Origin of the sequence: Thalassobius sp. Cn5-15, from assembly GCF_022347685.1 — a bacterium.
GTDB lineage: Bacteria > Pseudomonadota > Alphaproteobacteria > Rhodobacterales > Rhodobacteraceae > Thalassobius.
Genome location: NZ_JAKRGF010000003.1, coordinates 359,742 through 377,259 on the forward strand (window position 1 = coordinate 359,742; position 17,518 = coordinate 377,259).

Genomic DNA, 17,518 nt, shown 5'->3' on the forward strand with positions numbered 1-17,518 from the left:
ACTTGCTTACACAATCGGCGTATGATGGGGCGCAAGGTGTGATGTGGCAAGCCTGAACCCCCGACGCCCCCCGTATTGACCGAGCCAGCCAGATGGGTCTTAGGCCAAACCGCCCTCAACCACCTGCTGCGGGTGTTCTTCGGCCCAATCGCGCAGAAACTCTGTCACCGCCAGCTGTCCCGGCCACTCCAGCGCTTGTCGCGGTAGGTCAATGCCCTGCGCCAGCGCCAGTTCAAGACAAGCGATATGATCACGTGCTCCCCGCGCCGGGCAGTGTTCCGCCCCATGCACAATCGTGGACAACAAAGTACCGCCATAGCCGTTGACATGCGTCAGATCCGCACCGCATTCAATAAACAGCGCCATGACGTCTGGTATCCCCTCCCACGCAGCAATCTGCAAAGGTGTCAGGCTCTGGCCATCCACACCGTCGATCGGCAGGCCCAACGCCAGCAGCGTGCGCAAATGGTCACGGCCGCGATCCAAAGGGATGATCGCGTGCAAGAGGTTCTGATAGGCTTCAGGCAAAGCCGCCGGATCAAGTCGCACACCAGCAACATGCCCCTCAACCGCCGCAGCCAGCACCTTTTCTACCGCGCTCAACTGCGGGGTGCCATGCGCCTCAATCGCCAATGCCAGCGCCTCATTGCCAAAGACCTTCGCATACCCATAGGCATTGGCACCCTGATAGCGCACCGATGGGTCTGCGCCCGCGCTCAGCAACAGATCAACCATCTCTGCGTCACACATCCGCCGCGCTGCCTGATGCAGGGTGGGAATGACCCACGGCATATCACCGCCCACAGGATCAGCGGTAAACTCATTCACATCCGCCCCCGCTGCCAGCAACAGGCGCACCGCCACGTGATCGTTGAAATCCAGCGCTCGCAACAGGGCGTTGGTGCCTTTGGGATCGGCACCGGCGCGCAGCAACATCTCTATCCCGCGGGTATGGCCCAGCTCTGTCGCGTGATAGAGGCTCTCCCCATCGTTGGGATCCGCGCCATGATCCAGCAGCCATTGCGCCAGCACCATGTTATTCGCATGCCCCAGCGCGCCATATAGCACCGACAGCCCGTGCCCATCTGGCCCCGCCAATGCGTCATTCACATCGGCGCCATTGTCGATCAGCAGCTGCGCAATCTCCAGCATCGCAGCCTTTCTGTCCGGCCAAACATGGATCATCTTTGAGAAACACAAATGCACCATCGGGCTGCGCGGCCCCAAAGGCGCCACCGCAGCCGTCGGATCCGCAGCCAGGGCAGCGCGCACCACCTCAACATCATATAGTGCAATCGCACAGCCCAGCAGGCCATCCACCAGATCCGGCGTCTGAGCCAGCAAATGCTGCACCACTGCCCCCTGCCCGTTGGCCAGTGCCAGCTTCAACCGCTGCTGCCGTGCCGCGCGATCCAGCCCCATCGTTTCTGCCGCCAGTTTCAGTACGGGCCAACTGTTGAAATTCTGTTCGCGGGCAATGACATGCAGATAGTCCGCATGTTGCAACACCCGCGTATCTGTCCCAGCGTCAGAACGCGGCGGATGAATGCGCAGCCGTTCCAGCGCGCGTGCGTCGCCCGCCTGATGGTCCCTACGCAGCCGTTTGGCCGCACGGCGCAGTTTATCGAGTGAAAGATGTGTCATCGGGTTCCCCTATTATACGCCCATTGGTTCGCTGACACGGGCAGGAAAATCCGAAAATCGGTTTTCATATCATCAAAGGGAGGCAATCACGCTTTCCGCGAACCTGGGGGCCGTCCCTGATCGGCCTGTCCCTGCTTAACAAGCCATCCCCCTCTGGTGCAAGCCCCGCATATCCCCGCCCGCAAGGTACCAATCCGGTAGACGCGCCAGCACCCTTGGCCTACCCTAAGCGGCAGACGAATCCGCGCACCCTCAGGGACCGCCGCAAGCCCCCCGTGAAAGGCCGACATGAGCGACACCACCACCCCCGCCTATCAGGTTCTGGCCCGCAAATACCGCCCGGAAACTTTTGCCGATCTGGTGGGACAGGATGCGATGGTGCGCACCCTGAAAAACGCGTTTGAGGCGGACCGGATCGCGCAGGCCTTTGTGATGACGGGTATTCGCGGCATCGGCAAAACCACCACCGCACGGATTATTGCCAAGGGGATGAACTGTATCGGCCCAGACGGCACCGGTGGGCCAACGACGGAACCCTGTGGCCAGTGCGAACATTGCACCGCCATCATGGAAGGCCGCCATGTTGACGTGATGGAAATGGACGCCGCATCACGCACTGGTGTGAATGACATCCGTGAAATCATCGACTCGGTCCATTATCGCGCTGCTTCGGCCCGCTATAAGATCTACATCATCGATGAGGTTCACATGCTGTCAACCAGCGCGTTTAACGCGCTGCTGAAAACGCTGGAAGAGCCGCCGGCGCATGTGAAGTTCATTTTTGCCACCACCGAGATTCGCAAGGTCCCTGTCACCGTCCTCAGCCGCTGTCAGCGCTTCGACCTGCGCCGGATTGAACCGGAACAGATGATCGGCCTGTTGCGCAAAATCGCGGGTGCCGAGAATGCGGAAATCAGCGATGACGCACTGGCGCTGATCACCCGTGCTGCCGAAGGATCTGCGCGGGATGCAACGTCGCTCTTAGATCAGGCAATCAGCCACGGGGCGGGCGAAACCAGCGCCGATCAGGTCCGCGCCATGCTGGGTCTGGCCGATCGCGGCCGGGTTCTGGACCTCTACGATATGATCATGAAGGGCGATGCTGCTGCCGCACTGACCGAACTGGGATCACAATACGCCGATGGTGCAGACCCGATGGCGGTGCTGCGGGATCTGGCCGAGATCACGCATTGGATTTCCGTGGTGAAGATCACGCCCGAAGCGGCAGAGGACCCCACCGTCAGTCCCGATGAACGCGCCCGTGGTCAGGCGATGGCAGAGGCACTGCCGATGCGATCCATGACCCGCATGTGGCAGATGCTGCTGAAAGCACTGGATGAGGTCGCCAGCGCCCCCAACGCGATGATGGCCGCCGAAATGGCTGTGATCCGCCTGACGCATGTGGCCGACCTGCCCAGCCCGGAGGAATTGGTCAAACGCCTGAAGAATGCCACACCTCCGCCAATGCCCGGTGGCGGCGCCCCGATGGGTCCGAACGGTGGCGGCGGTGGCTATGCACCGCAGGCGCAGGGCGGCATGGGCGGCGGCATGACCAACGCCCAAGGCGCGCCGATGGGTGGCGCCCCGATGGGAAATGGGGGGCCACAGGCGGCATTGGCGCAGGATGTGCAAAACGCGCTGGCCCGCTATCCGACGTTTGAACATGTGGTCGAGCTGATCCGCGAACGCCGCGATATGAAGCTCTTGGTGCAGGTGGAAACCTATATGCGTCTGGCGAACTATCAGCCGGGCCGCATCGCCTATCAGCCGACATCCGATGCGCCGCAGGATCTGGCCAGCCGTCTGGGCCAAGCGCTACAAAGCTGGACCGGCAGCCGCTGGGTCATCACGCTGGTCAATGAGGGTGGCGCAGACACCATTGATGAAAAGCGCAACGCCAAACTGAACGCCCTCAAGGCCGAAGCAGAGGCGCACCCGATGATGCAAGCCATCCGCGCTGCCTTCCCTCAGTCGCGCATCACCAAGATCCGCACCCCCGAAGAACTGGCCGCCCAAGCCCAAGAGGATGCGCTGCAAGAGGTGGAGGACGAATGGGATCCCTTCGAGGAGGAGTGACCCTATGACACGCACACGCCGTTTCCTGCAGGTCGATGTGTTCTGCGATCAGCCGGCCAAGGGCAATGGGCTGGCGGTCGTGGTGGATGCCGATGGGCTCAGCACCCAGCAGATGCAGGATTTCGCCGCCTGGACCAATCTGGCGGAAACCACGTTTCTACTGCCCCCAGAAAATCCCGCTGCGGATTACCGCGTGCGAATCTTTACCCCGACTAAGGAAATGCGCTTTGCCGGCCATCCAACACTGGGCAGCGCGATCAGCTGGCTGCATTGTGGCGGTGCGCCATGCGATGCCGGGCGGCTGATGCAGGAATGCGATATTGGGTTGGTTGAGGTGGACCTAAGTACCACACACCCTGCCTTTGTCGCTCCGCCAACCGAAATCACCCCGATGCCAGAGGCCGAGCGCGCACGCCTGATCGCAGCGATGCAGATTGATCCCGCATGGGTCAAAAACACCATCTGCCTCAACAACGGACCCGCTTGGAACCTGTTTGAACTGCAGGACGCCGCGCAGGTTCTGGCGGTCGACGCCAGCCTGACCCGTTCGCCCGATCACGCGGGCCTGTCGTTGATCGGCACCCATTCGGCAGGCGAACCATGTGCCTACGAGGTGCGTAATATCGCCCCCTCCAGCGGCATGGTAGAGGATCCGATCACCGGATCCCTCAACGCCGCCATCGCGCACTGGCTGGCCGCCACAGATCGCCTGCCCGACCAGATGACCGTGGCGCAGGGCAGCGCCATCGGACGTCCCGGACGAGTCAACTACCGCAAGCGCGGCGATCAGGTGCTGATCGGTGGCGCAGTAAACATACTGATTGACGGACAGGTCACGCTATAGCTGCGACTTTGACGACCCTTGCGGCAACCCGGCACTTGCCGCACTGCTCGCCAGTCCGTATCTAGAGGCCAACAACTTCTCAGGAGATACCCATGCTCAAAGGTCTCGGCGGTCTTGGCGATATGGCCAAGATGATGAAAAAAGCACAGGAAATGCAGGGCAAAATGGCCGACCTGCAAGAGGAATTGGCAAACATGACCGTTATCGGCGAATCCGGTGCCGGTCTGGTCAAAGCCAGTTGCACCGCCAAAGGCATTCTGAACGGTCTGGACATCGACCCGTCGATCTTCCACCCCGATGAAAAAGAAGTGGTGGAGGATCTGATCCTTGCCGCGATCAAAGACGCGCAGACCAAGGCAACTGCCAAAGCGCAGGAAGAAATGTCCAAACTGACCGAAGGTCTGGGCCTGCCGGCAGACGTCAAACTGCCGTTCTGATCCCAGCATCATACGTTACCGAAGGGTCCGCTAACGCGGGCCCTTTTTCGTATACACCCCGCGCATTGCACTGTTCATCAGTCGGAGGCCAGCGTATCGTCACCCCATGACTGACCACGCCCCCAAAGACATCGACACATTGATTGAGTTGCTGGCAAAACTGCCCGGCCTTGGACCACGGTCGGCCCGCCGCGCAGTTCTACACATGATCCGCAAACGGGCGATTCTACTAGCCCCGCTGGCCGACCAGATGCAACGGGTGGCCGAAACCGCGCGCGAATGCCTGAACTGCGGCAATGTCGGCACGGCGGATGTCTGCGATATCTGCGCCAATGAGGCGCGTGGCAACGGCATCCTGTGCGTGGTGGAGGATGTGGCCGATCTGTGGGCAATGGAACGGGCAGCTGTGTTCAAGGGCCGCTATCACGTTTTGGGTGGCACACTATCAGCACTAGACGCTGTGGGGCCGGAAGAGTTGCGCATCCCGCAACTGGTGGACCGCGTGACGTCCGAGAATGTGACAGAGGTCATTCTGGCACTGAACGCCACCATAGACGGTCAAACCACCGCTCATTACATCGCTGATCAGCTGGAGGGACGGGTCACGCTCACCTCGCTGGCACAAGGCGTGCCCATCGGCGGCGAATTGGATTATCTGGATGAGGGCACGATCACCGCCGCGCTCAACGCACGGCGCCAGATCTGAAAAGGTTTAGGGGGACACTGCCCCCTTGGCCCTCAACCCATTCACCCGGGATAATATTCGGACAGAAAAAGGCGCAGCAGCGCATAGAAAAACCCCGAGGCGCTGTGCCATCGGGGTTTTGATGTTCATACCAAACAGGCGCAGCCTTAGGGCTGTTCGTCGTCGTCCGAATCACCGGGGAGGTTGAAGAAGCTGTCAGCGTCGATGATCTCTTCTTCCTTCTCTTCGGGTTCATCGCCGCCGAGGCTAAAGGTTTCCAGACCTTCGATGGCGGTCGGGATTTTCGGCGCCTCTTCTTCCATGGCCAACGACTGTTCGGTGCTGACCAGCTTACGGCGCTCATCATCGCTCATCACGCCGCCTTCGGCAGCTTTCTTGGCGACAGCCTTCTGAACGGCGGCGTCCAGTTCAGACTGCTTACACAAGCCCAGCGCCACCGGGTCCACCGGCTGAATGTTGGCGATGTTCCAGTGGGTACGCTCACGAATCGCCTGAATGGTCGGCTTGGTGGTGCCCACCAGTTTAGCGATCTGCGAATCTGCCAGTTCGGGATGAAATTTCACCAGCCAGTAGATCGACGCCGGACGGTCCTGACGTTTGCTGAGCGGAGTGTAACGCGGGCCGCGGCGCTTTTCCTCGCCCACAGCGGCTGCGTTGAACTTCAGCTTCAGTTTGTGCAGCACGTTCTTTTCGGCGGCGTCAATCTCTTCTTGCGTCAGCTGGTTGTTGGTGACGGGATCAAACCCCTTCACGCCGGGCGCAACATCACCATCGGCGATGCCCTGAATTTCCAGCTCATGCATGCCGACGAAATCGGCAATCTGCTTGAAGCTGATCGTGGTGTTGTCGATCAGCCAGACAGCGGTGGCTTTGGCCATAATCGGCTTGGACATTGCATGTCTCCTTAACTTACAACTTCCCCGTCGCCTGAAAGCAGGCTGTCCCGATTTTCGGAACGGATCACCTTTTTGGGGGAACTTGGCCCCTGTATAGTCTTTTGCGAGTGATAAGGAAAGAGAGTAATGCGTTTACCTAAATTGCGCCGCGCCACACGACAACTGTGTGGCCTAATCGCGGCTGGCCTGCTGGCGGTGTCTACCGTCCCTGCCCGCGCTGACGGCGAAAAATCCGGCGTCTTTGACTACTATGTCATGGCGCTGAGCTGGTCGCCGACATGGTGCGCACTGGAAGGCGATGCGCGCCAGTCGCCGCAATGCGACAAGGCGGCCGATTTCGGTTGGGTCCTGCACGGGGTCTGGCCACAGTTTCATCGCGGCTGGCCGGCCTACTGCCCCACGGTGGAACGTCATCCCAGCCGTCAGATGACAGCCGAGATGGCCGATATTATGGGCACCCCTGGCCTGGCTTGGCATCAGTGGAAAAAGCACGGCACCTGTAGTGGATTATCCGCGCGAGGCTACTACGATCTGTCGCGAGAGGCTTACGCCAGCGTGACCCGCCCAGAGGTGTTCCGCAAGCTAGAGAAATCCGTGAAGCTGCCCGCCAGCGTAGTGGAGGAAGCATTCCTGAAGGCAAACCCTGCCTTTGAACCGGATATGGTCACTGTGACCTGCAAATCGGGCCGGATCCAAGAGGTGCGGGTGTGCCTGTCAAAGGATCTGGACCCAGTGCCCTGCGGTCAGGACGTGGTGCGTGATTGCCAGATGAAGGACGCGCTGCTGGACCCGGTGCGTTAAGGAACATACGCAAGCGTATGGAAGGCGCGCCACCCGCGCCCTCCATGATTTCAGGGTCGGATCACACCTTCAGAACGATTTTACCGATATGGGTGTTGCTTTCCATATGGGCGTGAGCGGCGCTGGCATCCTCCAGCGCGTATTCACTGTCCATCACCGGCGCAATGCGCCCCGCCGACAGCAGTGGCCAGACCTGTTCGCGCAGCTCCGCCGCGATACCGGCCTTGGCCAGATCGCTTTGCGGGCGCAGAGTGGAGCCTGTGATCGTCAAACGGCGCAGCATCACTTGCGCGAAGTTCAACTCAACCTTAGGCCCTTGCAGGAAAGCGATCTGCACCAGCCGCCCTTCATCCGCCAATGCGCGGATATTGCGCGGGATATAGAGACCGCCAACCATATCGAGGATCAGGTGCGCGCCGCCTTCCGCGCGCATGATGTCGACGAAATCCTCATCGCGATAAACGATGGTCCGCTCTGCCCCTAGGGCGGCGCAAGCAGCGGCTTTTTCTTGCGTTCCGACAGTAGCGAACACGCGGGCGCCAAGGGCATTGGCCAGTTGGATCGCCGTCGTGCCGATGCCAGACGCACCGCCATGCACCAGAAAGCGTTCACCCGCCTTCAACCCGCCGCGCTGGAACACATTGGACCATACGGTGAAGAATGTTTCAGGGAGGCAGGCGGCCTGTTTCAGGCTCATCCCATCAGGCACGGGCAGACAATGGGCGGCAGGTGTGGCGACATATTCAGCGTAGCCACCGCCGGGCAGCAGGGCGCAGACCTGATCGCCGACAGACCAATCACTGACGCCTTCGCCCAGGGCCACCACCTCGCCCGAGGCCTCCAGCCCCGGCAGATCACTGGCGGTGGGCGGCGGCGCATAAAGACCCGCACGCTGCAACGCGTCGGGGCGGTTCACACCGGCATAGGCGACCTTGATCACCACCTCACCAGAGGCAGCCACGGGCATAGGACGACTGCAGGGTTTCAACACATCGGGGCCGCCGGCCTCGGTAATTTCGACAGCGCGCATTGTGTCAGCCATGCTGTCCTCCCTTCTTATCTGTTCTGAAAATCTCTGCCGCGGTTACGGCTTCTGATGACCCGGCAAATCTGTCTGCGCAGCTGCGGGTGCACTGATTCGATCAAGTATCGACAACGGACCCTTCAGCACACCGGACAGCAACTTGTTGTCGCGCACGCCTGCCTTCAGTTTTTCGAACTGCATGACATTGTCGATGCGACGGTCCAGAAACTCCCACGTCGCGGCGTGCTCTGCGCTATCATCGCCCAGCCAATAGAGCAGGGTGGTGGTGTAAACGCCAGACAGAGTGGCGCGCTTGGTGTACCAGTTCACATCGTCGGATGTATCGCCCAGCGCGGTCCAGATCTGATCAACTGTGCCCCAGACCAGCCGCGTGCCCTCTGCCGCGTAGTGTGGCAAAGCAAACAGGGTCATGCCTCGACGAACAAGCTCTTTATCCTCAACAGCTTCCAGTCGAAATTGCACCGCTGCAGCGATGCGATCACGAAACCGCATGTCCGCCAGATCCGCGTCTGCCAAACGGGCCAGCATAGCCGCATCACCCGCCTGGTGATAGGCCACCGCCAGATCCACCGCCCCACGCGGGCACAGGGCATTGGCCACCACCGGGTTCACGTCCACATCTGTCAGCGTTGCCTGCCATGTTGCATCACTCCACCCGTCAAAAGGCACATGCATCAGCGCCGCCTCCAACAGATCAGCCTTTACATCACGGGTCTCAGTCATGCTGTCATCCTTTCGCAAAGTGCCACAATGGCAATGGGGGTGGGCACCCTAGACAGATAGCGCGTTCCTTGCTAAAGGACCACCTCCTGCAACTTCATGCAACTTAACTAGAAAGGTGGTGAAAACCACATGCAGGTTTCTGTTCGTGACAACAACGTCGATCAGGCGCTCCGCGCCCTGAAGAAAAAGCTCCAGCGCGAAGGTGTCTTCCGCGAAATGAAGCTCAAGCAGCATTTCGAGAAGCCGTCCGTCAAAAAAGCGCGCGAGAAAGCTGAAGCCGTACGTCGTGCCCGCAAACTGGCACGCAAGAAAGCCCAGCGCGAAGGTCTGCTGTAAGATCTTCTCTCAAAGGCTTTGAGCTTTTGAACGGATAAGTTAGAACCCCCGGTCGTTCGCGCCCGGGGGTTTTTTTGTTATTTCAGCTTTATAGCTAGAGCTATTTGTATCAAACGATTGGGACCGAGCGCCGCCCCGTGGGGGCGGAATGGCGCGGCCTAACAGTGCCTGTTGGGCGGGAGTTCGATAAAAGACAACTACGATATCTTTGGTGATCACACCGGCAGCGCCGTGGTCTTGAACACTGTGCGCAGGGCAAAGCTGGATTGCATCTGCGCTACGCCGGGCAAACGCGCCAGATGCTGGCGGTGGATACGTGCGAAATCTTCGGTGTTTTCAGCAACCACCTTCAGCAGATAGTCCGCAGACCCCGCCATGAGGTGGCACTCGAGCACATCAGGAATGCGCGCCACCGCCTTTTCAAAGGCCTCCAACACCTCATCCGCCTGCCCCTGTAGGGTAATTTCCACAAACACAGTGGTCGATACCCCGATTTTACGTGGGTCCAGCAGCGCGACGTAGTCACGAATATACCCGTCCGCTTCCAGCCGCTGCACCCGGCGATGACAAGCCGAAGCCGAGAGGTTCACCGCATCCGACAGGTCAGCATTGGACATCCGCCCCTTGCGTTGCAAAACCGTCAGGATACGCCGATCTGTCGTGTCTAAGGTCATTTATGCAAAATCCTTCGCCAAATTTGACGATCCTTCGTAGAAAATTTCTGACGCAACGTCAAATACAGCGGAGTTTCGGAACCGATTGCATAAAAAATAGGCAAAATGAAAACAGGAAAATCATCTGGCAGCGAGGAGATGCGCAATGAAAATCGGATGCCCCAAAGAAATCAAGCCACAGGAATTCCGCGTTGGCATGACGCCCAACGCAGCCCGTGAAGCAGTAGAAGCTGGTCATCAGGTGATGATCGAAGCGGGCGCAGGCCTTGGCGCTGGTTTCACAGATGCGGACTACACACTGGCGGGCGCCGCCATTGTGGACACGGCCGAAGAAATTTTTGCCACCGCCGAAATGGTCGTCAAGGTGAAAGAACCGCAAGCGGTTGAGCGCAAGATGCTGCGTGAAGGTCAGCTGTTGTTCACCTACCTTCACCTTGCCCCTGATCCCGACCAGACCCATGACCTGATTGCCTCAGGCTGTACCGCGATTGCCTATGAAACCGTGACGGACCGCAATGGCGGCCTCCCCCTCTTGGCCCCAATGTCAGAGGTTGCGGGCAAACTGGCGCCGCAGGTGGGCGCATGGACCCTACAGAAGGCCAATGGCGGCCGTGGCGTCCTGATGGGGGGCGTGCCCGGTGTATCGCCGGCCAATGTCGTGGTGATCGGTGGCGGCGTCGTTGGCACGCAGGCCGCGCGTGTCGCCGCTGGCATGGGCGCTGATGTGACCGTTTTGGACATGTCGTTGCCGCGTCTGCGCTATCTGGACGATGCCTTCCGGTCTGAGTTCAAGACCGCCTACGCCTCCAAGGGCAACACCGCCGAACTGGTCCGTCAAGCCGATATGGTTGTTGGCGCTGTGCTGATCCCCGGTGCCGCCGCGCCGAAACTTATTAGCCGCGAACAACTGAGCGAGATGAAGCCAGGCGCGGCACTAGTGGACGTGGCGATTGATCAGGGCGGGTGCTTTGAAACCTCGCGCGCGACGACCCATGCGGATCCGATCTATGACGTCGATGGCATCATGCACTACTGTGTCGCCAACATGCCGGGCGCAGTTGCGCGCACGTCCACCATCGCGCTGGGAAATGCGACCATGCCCTTCATGATGGCGCTGGCGAACAAAGGCTGGAAACAGGCCTGTGCTGACGACGAGCATCTGCTGAACGGTCTGAACGTCCACGCGGGCAAGCTGACCTACTACGCAGTCGGCAAAGCGCTGGGGATCGACGTGACCTCGCCGCAACTGTTGGTTAAATAAACCTACTGAATAAACCTGATGGCGGTCCAAACCCAAGCTGGACCGCCCTCAGACCACCGGAGCCGGATGGCGCACTGCGACCGGATTCACCCCAAACCGGGCGCGAAAGGCGCGGCTGAAACCCTCCCCCGATCCATAACCGTAGCGCCGCGCCACCTGCTCCACCCGATCGCCACGGGCCAGATCCTGATGCGCCACCGTCAGCCGCCAATGGCGCAGGTAGGCCATTGGGGTCATCCCCACAGCGGCGGCAAACAACTCTGAAAACCGGCTGAGCGACAATCCCGCCTCCTGCGCCAGATCGCTGTTGTTCCAGCCTTGGCCGGGGCGGTCGTGAATCGCTACCAAAGCCCGCGCCAACCGCAAATCCGACAGCCCTGCCAGAACACCCGGCTCGGCACTGCCGCAACTGATCTGATGGCGCAGAATGCGCACCATCAACACCTCACCCAAGCGGCGCTGGACTGTCGGCCCACCGCAGTGTTTTCCCGCAATCTCAGCCTGTAGAAACGCGATCAACCCAACCACTTCTGGGCTATCCTGCAGCGGCATATCCACCGCCGCAGGCAGCGCCTGCATCAACGGGTTCGCCGCACCACCCCAGCCAACACGGGCGGCAAAAACAACCCGGTTATCGCATCGCCCCTGAGGCTGCCCGCGCAGCACAACATGACAGGGCTGACCGTCTTCATCCCCCAGAACCAACAGGTTCGCCTCCTCTGGCGCGGCTGGCTCTATATCCATTTCAAACCGTTCCATAAGCGCGTTAAGGCGGTCCATCGCTACGCCCTTTCGGTGTTTAAATCGGATTATTCGGATTTTTCCGACACAAAAATGCCTCACATAGGTATTCAACGTCAATCCCTGTTTTTGTCGTTACGGCAACCAGAAAGGAAATGCTTATGCTGATGCCCCGTCAGAAAACCCCAAACCTCACCCTACCGACACTGGATCATGGTGATTTCGACCTGTCCGCGCAAACCACCGAACGTGGCACGCTGGTGTGTTTCTATCGCGGCCTGCACTGTCCGATTTGCGCCAACTACCTGACCGAGCTGGAGAAGCTGGCTGATAAATTTGCCGAACGCGGCATCGACTGCGTTGCTGTCAGCTCTGACGGTGAAGAACGCACCCGCGAGATGGCCAAGAAGATCAGCAGCACCAAGATCAAGTTTGCCTATGATCTGCCATTAAGTGTTGCAAAGGACTGGGGCCTCTACATCTCTACTTCACGGGGCAAAACCTCCATCGGTATCGAAGAGCCTGCGCTGTTCTCCGAACCCGGCCTGTTTCTGGTCAGCGAGCAGCAGACACTGTTTTACGGCTCGGTGCAGACCATGCCGTTTGTTCGCCCCCACTTCTCTGAACTGCTGGGCGCAGTGGATTTCGCTATCGCCAACAACTACCCCGCACGCGGCGAATACACCGGCGAGGTCTGAGGCGGGGCCTGAGGCCACGCCCACACCAGACCACACCAGACCACAACCATACGCACCCGAACGCGCCCGCTAAAACTGCGGGCGCATTTGGCGTTTGAACACATGTTCCTCAATCGCACGCATTAGTGGAACAGGACTCTCTTTCAGACGGCGCACAGAGGGGATGCGTCTTTTGCACAGTTTGCCCTCTTTTGCTTTGGGGCAAAGCCCTTATCTTCCTCTCAACAACATTTCAGGAGCGCAGACATGTCCTTTCCCACCGACTACCCGATCAACAACCGCTGGCCCGCCAAAGATCCGTCGGTGATCCAGCTCTACTCCTTCCCGACGCCGAACGGCATCAAGGTGTCCCTGATGCTAGAGGAAAGCGGTCTGGCCTATGAACCGCACACCGTCACGCTGGCCGATTCTGATGTGCGCAGCCCCGAATTTCTATCGCTCAGCCCCAATAACAAGATCCCGGCGCTGATCGACCCCACCGTCGAAGGTGAACCTGTCACTGTTTTCGAATCCGGTGCTATCTTGATTTATCTGGCGGAAAAGTCGGGCCAGTTCCTGTCCACCGATCCAGCCAAACGCGCGGAAACTCTTCAGTGGCTGATGTGGCAAATGGGCGGTCTGGGCCCGATGTTTGGCCAACTGGGCTACTTCACCAAATTCGCTGGCGCCGAGATTGAGGATCCCCGCCCGCGTGAACGCTTTCTGAATGAAGGCAAACGTCTGCTGAACGTGCTGAACGGCGCGCTGGACGGCAAAGACTGGGTTGTGGGCGACTATTCCATTGCGGACATGGCCATCGGCCCGTGGCTGAACGCGTTGGAAATGTATGGCACCAAAGACGCCCTTGGCTTCGCCGAGTATAAAAATGTCGTCGCCTATCTGGACCGGTTCAACGCACGCCCCGCCGTGCAGCGCGCAAAAAATATCCCGCCGCGTCCCTAAGCATCACAATAGAGGTGGGCACATTGCCCACCCTACGGGGGCGTATGGAAATACCGCCCCCCTTTTTTGCGCCTGTCTAAATGCAGAAAAGCCGACCCAAACTGGATCGGCTTTCCCGAAATTATGAGGCCCTGTATGAGAGGGCCTCAAAGCGTATTATATGAGCGGCTTGCCGTATAGATCTGGCCAAATTATTTGCCCAGCGCAAACAGAACGCCATTCTGGATCGCGGCAAACGACGCGTCATCTTCATCCAGGTTATCGATCACTTCAGCCGCGCTCTGCAGTGCAGCGGCATCAACCAGCGCCAAATCAACGTTCGGTGCGTACTGGCGGATCTGAGCTTCTTCAAAGCCCGAGATGTCGGCGGTCATAGCAGAAGCAGCACCGGTCAGAGCGATCAGGGCGGCGGCGGATGCGGTTACGATGGTTTTCATTGTGGTAACTCCTAAGTCGATGTGTCGTGGCGCAGCATGGGGAGGAACGCCGATATGATGGGCATGGGTGAGGCCTGCGATCAGTGCAGACCTCAAAACCCGAATTACTTGCTCAGTGCGAAGAGAACGCCGTTCTGGATCGCGGCGAAGGACGCATCATCGTCATCCAAGTTGTCGATCACTGCGGCCGCTTTGTGCAGCGCGTCAGCGTCAACCAATGCAAGATCAACGTTCGGTGCGTACTGGCGGATCTGGGCCTCTTCAAAGCCCGAGATGTCGGCAGTCATAGCAGAAGCAGCACCGGTCAGGGCGATCAGGGCGGCGGCGGAAGCGGTTACGATACGGTTCATGGTATTAACTCCTAAGTCATTGTGCAGTCGTTACTATCTACGATCGGGGAGGAGATCGCTTTGACGCCAGCTTGGCAGTGTGTGCCGTGCTGACACCAAACGAAATGGAGTGCGATTGGCTGAATTAAAACCCCACAGCCACCTCACGAAAATTAACGCAGATGTGAGTTGAAAATGGATCCTGTCACACAGCTTTCTGCGCCCTGTTGCACAGAGTGTGCGCGGATCATGTTTTGCTGGCAGCCCGCTGCGGCAAAGCGTTGCAGTCTGTGCCGCGCAAGATGAAACATTGGCCCCCAAAATGGGCAAAATATTTCTCGTCACATAAACGTTACGAGTACGGTTTTCCCAATTGTTTCAATTTCTTCACGGCGACGCGCGCGACTGCAAGAAAAAGGGAATTTTTTGTACTCGACATCAGGTACAATCGAAAAAAAATTTTCCCCAGCATCCCCTCTATCACGCACCGCAAATCATGTGTTGCGCGACGTCGTTTCGCCATTTCGTTGACACGCCCCCCCACCCCCCGCTTACCCTGATGTCGGAGGAGAGCTGCGGGCATCCGCAGCGCAAGGGAGACGAGCAAACATGACACTATTTGCACCCACAGCGGCCTGGGTTCAGGACGAACATAAGATGTTTGCCGAAAGCTGCGCCCGCTTCATGGCGGATGAACTGGCCCCGAATCAAGAAAAGTGGGCGGATCAGGGCATGGTGGACCGCGATTTCTGGCGGAAAGCCGGCGCGGCAGGCATCATGGCTGGCGCGGTGCCAGAGGAATACGGCGGCGTTGGCGGTGGCATCAGCTTTGACGCAATCACCGCCTACGAACAGGCCCGCAAGGGCGACATCGGTTGGGGCTATGGCATCCAATCCATCGTCACGCATTATGTCACCGCCTATGGCACTGACGCACAGAAAGAGCGCTGGCTGCCCAAACTCACCTCTGGTGAAATGGTCGGCGCCATTGCAATGACCGAACCCGGCACCGGATCGGACCTCAAATCGGTACGCACCACCGCCGTGCGCGATGGTAACGGCTATCTGATTAACGGCTCCAAGATCTTTATCACCAACGGCCAAAACGCCGATCTGGTCATTGTCGTGGCAAAAACGGACAAGGACGCAGGCTCCAAAGGCGTGTCACTGATCGCTGTCGAAACCAAAGATGCAGCAGGCTACAGCCGCGGCCGCAACCTCAAAAAAATGGGGATGAAGGGCAATGACACCTCAGAACTGTTCTTTGAGGATGTGAAAGTGCCGGCCGATAACCTCTTGGGTCAAGACGAGGGTCAGGGCTTTTACCAGCTTATGAAACAACTACCGTGGGAGCGTCTGGTGATTGCCATCAGCGCGCTTGGCTCTATCGACTTCGCTCTTGAAGAAACCCTGCGCTACGTGAAAGAGCGCAAGGCCTTCGGCAGCCGGATCATGGACTTCCAGAACACCCGCTTCAAACTGGCGGAGTGTAAGACCAAAGCCGAAGTTCTGCGCAGCTTTATCAACGACTGTATCGCGCGCCTTGAGGTGGGTGAGCTGGACGCCGCCACCGCGTCGATGGCCAAGTACTGGGGCAGCCAGGTGCAAAATGAGGTGATGGACGAATGCGTGCAGCTGCATGGCGGCTATGGCTATATGCAAGAGTATCCAATTGCGCGCATGTATACCGACGCCCGCGTTCAGATGATCTACGGCGGCACCAATGAAATCATGAAAGAGCTGATCGCCCGTTCGCTAGACGACTGATCCGATAGGCGGATCGCAAAGCACGCGCACAAAAAGCATCCGGCAACGGGTGCCTTTCCGCAAAATAGCACGAGATGCGCGATAGGTTGCAACCGCAAGATTGGGAATTTTTGGGAAATGGCAGGGGCACCAGGGCTCGAACCCGGGACCTACGGTTTTGGAGACCGTCGCTCTACCAACTGAGCTATACCCCTACGCTGGGCGTTTGATTATGGCAGCGCGGGGGGGAGATCAAGGGGCTTTTTCAGTTTAACCGGCGAAAACCGATTTCCGCTGAACGAAACGCCCTCCTCTCCTGCCCGCGCAGCTCTGGGTCGCTGGCCTCTGGTCAATCTGCGCCAGCGACAGATCCCACCAGCGAGGCGCCCTAACAACTCGACCACCGCCTCAGCGAAACGCATGCACACCGCCACCCGCGCCGGGTTGCCCACAACCACAGCAGAGGCTGGCACATCGCGGCTGACCACAGCGCCTGCGCCGATGAACGCACCATTGCCCACTGTGACACCCGGCAGCACCATCGCGTTGTGGCCGATCCAGACCTCATGCCAATATGGGTGTCACTGCCTTTGGCAAACTCCTCCGCGTTGAGGTCCAGCAAAAGGATAGGCGCTGAACCAACGCTTGAGGTGATCACTCGAGGCGGTGATGAACCGAGTGCCATGGGCGAACTGACCAAAGCGGCTGATATACAGCCGCTCTGGTGCATTTGGGTAAAAATACGACGCGATGCGGGCGGCATAGTCCGTAACCGGATCGAAATTGTTTAATGGGTGTAATCGCCTTCAGCGATACTAGGATGATCGATCACCTGCGACAGATAGACGGTGTTGGGATAGGGCTGACCGTCGGGCAGCAGGGTGAGATGACACATCTATGCATCGAAGAAGGCAGGCATAACAGCACTCCTGTTTTGAAACATTCAAATCAGATTGTTGCTGTTAGTGGTCCACGGCACCCTCCATTGGTGTGTCGATTATGTGGGCGTGCACGGAGGTATTTCAAGCGTCAGCGAAGCCCTTTTGCCACTCTCCTGCCAGCCTCCTGCCAGTCTCCTCCCCCCACGCAAAAAGGGCGCCCCTAGGGACGCCCTTTTCTATTCTATCGCTAAATCGCTAACCTGAATTAGGCCAGGATTTTGGATACAACACCGGAACCAAC

Annotated in this window: 19 protein-coding genes and 1 tRNA gene; 10 read left to right on the forward strand and 10 right to left on the reverse strand. The window is 58.9% G+C overall.

All coding sequences use genetic code 11. The features are described 5' to 3' along the window. Nucleotides 1–99 precede the first annotated feature (99 nt). The gene (locus MHM86_RS09925) at nucleotides 100–1,644 is read right to left on the reverse strand and encodes an ankyrin repeat domain-containing protein (protein WP_239198595.1); all 1,545 of its coding nucleotides are present in this window, start codon (nucleotides 1,642–1,644) and stop codon (nucleotides 100–102) included. A gap of 288 nt (nucleotides 1,645–1,932) precedes the next feature. Here MHM86_RS09925 and MHM86_RS09930 point away from each other — a divergent pair, with 288 nt between their 5' ends. The 4 genes from MHM86_RS09930 to recR all read left to right on the forward strand — a co-directional run bounded on the left by MHM86_RS09930 (nucleotide 1,933) and on the right by recR (nucleotide 5,707). Beyond that, nucleotides 1,933–3,720 (forward strand): DNA polymerase III subunit gamma/tau, encoded by a 1,788-nt coding sequence (locus tag MHM86_RS09930; protein ID WP_239198597.1) that lies wholly within the window; start codon nucleotides 1,933–1,935, stop codon nucleotides 3,718–3,720. A 4-nt stretch (nucleotides 3,721–3,724) separates the two neighbouring features. Next, complete coding sequence (locus MHM86_RS09935) at nucleotides 3,725–4,564, forward strand: PhzF family phenazine biosynthesis protein (RefSeq protein WP_239198600.1); 840 nt, start codon at nucleotides 3,725–3,727, stop codon at nucleotides 4,562–4,564. A 92-nt stretch (nucleotides 4,565–4,656) separates the two neighbouring features. After that, on the forward strand, nucleotides 4,657–5,001 hold the full coding sequence (locus MHM86_RS09940) for a YbaB/EbfC family nucleoid-associated protein (RefSeq protein WP_058317012.1): 345 nt from the start codon (nucleotides 4,657–4,659) through the stop codon (nucleotides 4,999–5,001). Nucleotides 5,002–5,107: 106 nt separating this feature from the next. Beyond that, nucleotides 5,108–5,707 (forward strand): recombination mediator RecR, encoded by a 600-nt coding sequence (recR, locus tag MHM86_RS09945; protein WP_239198603.1) that lies wholly within the window; start codon nucleotides 5,108–5,110, stop codon nucleotides 5,705–5,707. A 146-nt stretch (nucleotides 5,708–5,853) separates the two neighbouring features. Here the strand turns inward: recR and MHM86_RS09950 are convergent, their stop codons facing one another. After that, complete coding sequence (locus MHM86_RS09950) at nucleotides 5,854–6,600, reverse strand: DUF1013 domain-containing protein (RefSeq protein ID WP_239198606.1); 747 nt, start codon at nucleotides 6,598–6,600, stop codon at nucleotides 5,854–5,856. A gap of 129 nt (nucleotides 6,601–6,729) precedes the next feature. On the opposite strand from MHM86_RS09950, the gene MHM86_RS09955 reads away from it, so the two are divergent. Continuing rightward, nucleotides 6,730–7,404: a ribonuclease T2 gene (locus tag MHM86_RS09955; protein WP_239198609.1), complete on the forward strand. Its 675-nt coding sequence runs from the start codon at nucleotides 6,730–6,732 to the stop codon at nucleotides 7,402–7,404. Between the two features lie 61 nt (nucleotides 7,405–7,465). On the opposite strand, the gene MHM86_RS09960 is transcribed toward MHM86_RS09955, so the two are convergent. Both MHM86_RS09960 and MHM86_RS09965 read right to left on the reverse strand, forming a co-directional pair. Beyond that, on the reverse strand, nucleotides 7,466–8,446 hold the full coding sequence (locus MHM86_RS09960; protein WP_239198612.1) for an NAD(P)H-quinone oxidoreductase: 981 nt from the start codon (nucleotides 8,444–8,446) through the stop codon (nucleotides 7,466–7,468). A 42-nt stretch (nucleotides 8,447–8,488) separates the two neighbouring features. Beyond that, entirely contained in the window at nucleotides 8,489–9,172 is a 684-nt protein-coding gene (locus tag MHM86_RS09965; RefSeq protein ID WP_239198615.1) for a COQ9 family protein, read from the reverse strand. 129 nt (nucleotides 9,173–9,301) lie between these two features. Between MHM86_RS09965 and rpsU the strand changes: the two genes are divergently transcribed. Beyond that, a complete protein-coding gene (gene rpsU / locus MHM86_RS09970) occupies nucleotides 9,302–9,508 on the forward strand; it encodes a 30S ribosomal protein S21 (RefSeq protein ID WP_043871123.1) in 207 nt (68 codons plus the stop codon). Between the two features lie 215 nt (nucleotides 9,509–9,723). On the opposite strand, the gene MHM86_RS09975 is transcribed toward rpsU, so the two are convergent. After that, a complete protein-coding gene (locus tag MHM86_RS09975) occupies nucleotides 9,724–10,182 on the reverse strand; it encodes an Lrp/AsnC family transcriptional regulator (RefSeq protein WP_239198618.1) in 459 nt (152 codons plus the stop codon). Nucleotides 10,183–10,327: 145 nt separating this feature from the next. Here MHM86_RS09975 and ald point away from each other — a divergent pair, with 145 nt between their 5' ends. Next, nucleotides 10,328–11,443, forward strand: coding sequence for an alanine dehydrogenase (gene ald / locus MHM86_RS09980; RefSeq protein ID WP_239198621.1), 1,116 nt, complete (start codon nucleotides 10,328–10,330; stop codon nucleotides 11,441–11,443). Between the two features lie 48 nt (nucleotides 11,444–11,491). Here the strand turns inward: ald and MHM86_RS09985 are convergent, their stop codons facing one another. Then, nucleotides 11,492–12,223 (reverse strand): AraC family transcriptional regulator, encoded by a 732-nt coding sequence (locus MHM86_RS09985; protein WP_239198624.1) that lies wholly within the window; start codon nucleotides 12,221–12,223, stop codon nucleotides 11,492–11,494. Nucleotides 12,224–12,345: 122 nt separating this feature from the next. Here MHM86_RS09985 and MHM86_RS09990 point away from each other — a divergent pair, with 122 nt between their 5' ends. Both MHM86_RS09990 and MHM86_RS09995 read left to right on the forward strand, forming a co-directional pair. Continuing rightward, nucleotides 12,346–12,882 (forward strand): peroxiredoxin-like family protein, encoded by a 537-nt coding sequence (locus tag MHM86_RS09990; RefSeq protein ID WP_239198627.1) that lies wholly within the window; start codon nucleotides 12,346–12,348, stop codon nucleotides 12,880–12,882. A gap of 246 nt (nucleotides 12,883–13,128) precedes the next feature. Then, the gene (locus tag MHM86_RS09995; RefSeq protein ID WP_239198630.1) at nucleotides 13,129–13,824 is read left to right on the forward strand and encodes a glutathione S-transferase N-terminal domain-containing protein; all 696 of its coding nucleotides are present in this window, start codon (nucleotides 13,129–13,131) and stop codon (nucleotides 13,822–13,824) included. A 191-nt stretch (nucleotides 13,825–14,015) separates the two neighbouring features. Here the strand turns inward: MHM86_RS09995 and MHM86_RS10000 are convergent, their stop codons facing one another. Then, nucleotides 14,016–14,261 carry a hypothetical protein gene (locus MHM86_RS10000; RefSeq protein WP_239198633.1) on the reverse strand — a complete coding sequence of 82 codons (246 nt, stop codon included), beginning with the start codon at nucleotides 14,259–14,261 and terminating at the stop codon, nucleotides 14,016–14,018. A gap of 104 nt (nucleotides 14,262–14,365) precedes the next feature. Then, nucleotides 14,366–14,611, reverse strand: coding sequence for a hypothetical protein (locus MHM86_RS10005; RefSeq protein ID WP_239198636.1), 246 nt, complete (start codon nucleotides 14,609–14,611; stop codon nucleotides 14,366–14,368). Between the two features lie 588 nt (nucleotides 14,612–15,199). On the opposite strand from MHM86_RS10005, the gene MHM86_RS10010 reads away from it, so the two are divergent. Then, nucleotides 15,200–16,357, forward strand: coding sequence for an acyl-CoA dehydrogenase family protein (locus MHM86_RS10010; RefSeq protein ID WP_239198639.1), 1,158 nt, complete (start codon nucleotides 15,200–15,202; stop codon nucleotides 16,355–16,357). A gap of 118 nt (nucleotides 16,358–16,475) precedes the next feature. Here the strand turns inward: MHM86_RS10010 and MHM86_RS10015 are convergent. Beyond that, nucleotides 16,476–16,551: transfer RNA gene (locus MHM86_RS10015), tRNA-Trp, on the reverse strand. 15 nt (nucleotides 16,552–16,566) lie between these two features. Further along, nucleotides 16,567–16,878: a hypothetical protein gene (locus MHM86_RS17110; RefSeq protein WP_304651013.1), complete on the reverse strand. Its 312-nt coding sequence runs from the start codon at nucleotides 16,876–16,878 to the stop codon at nucleotides 16,567–16,569. Nucleotides 16,879–17,518: the final 640 nt, after the last annotated feature.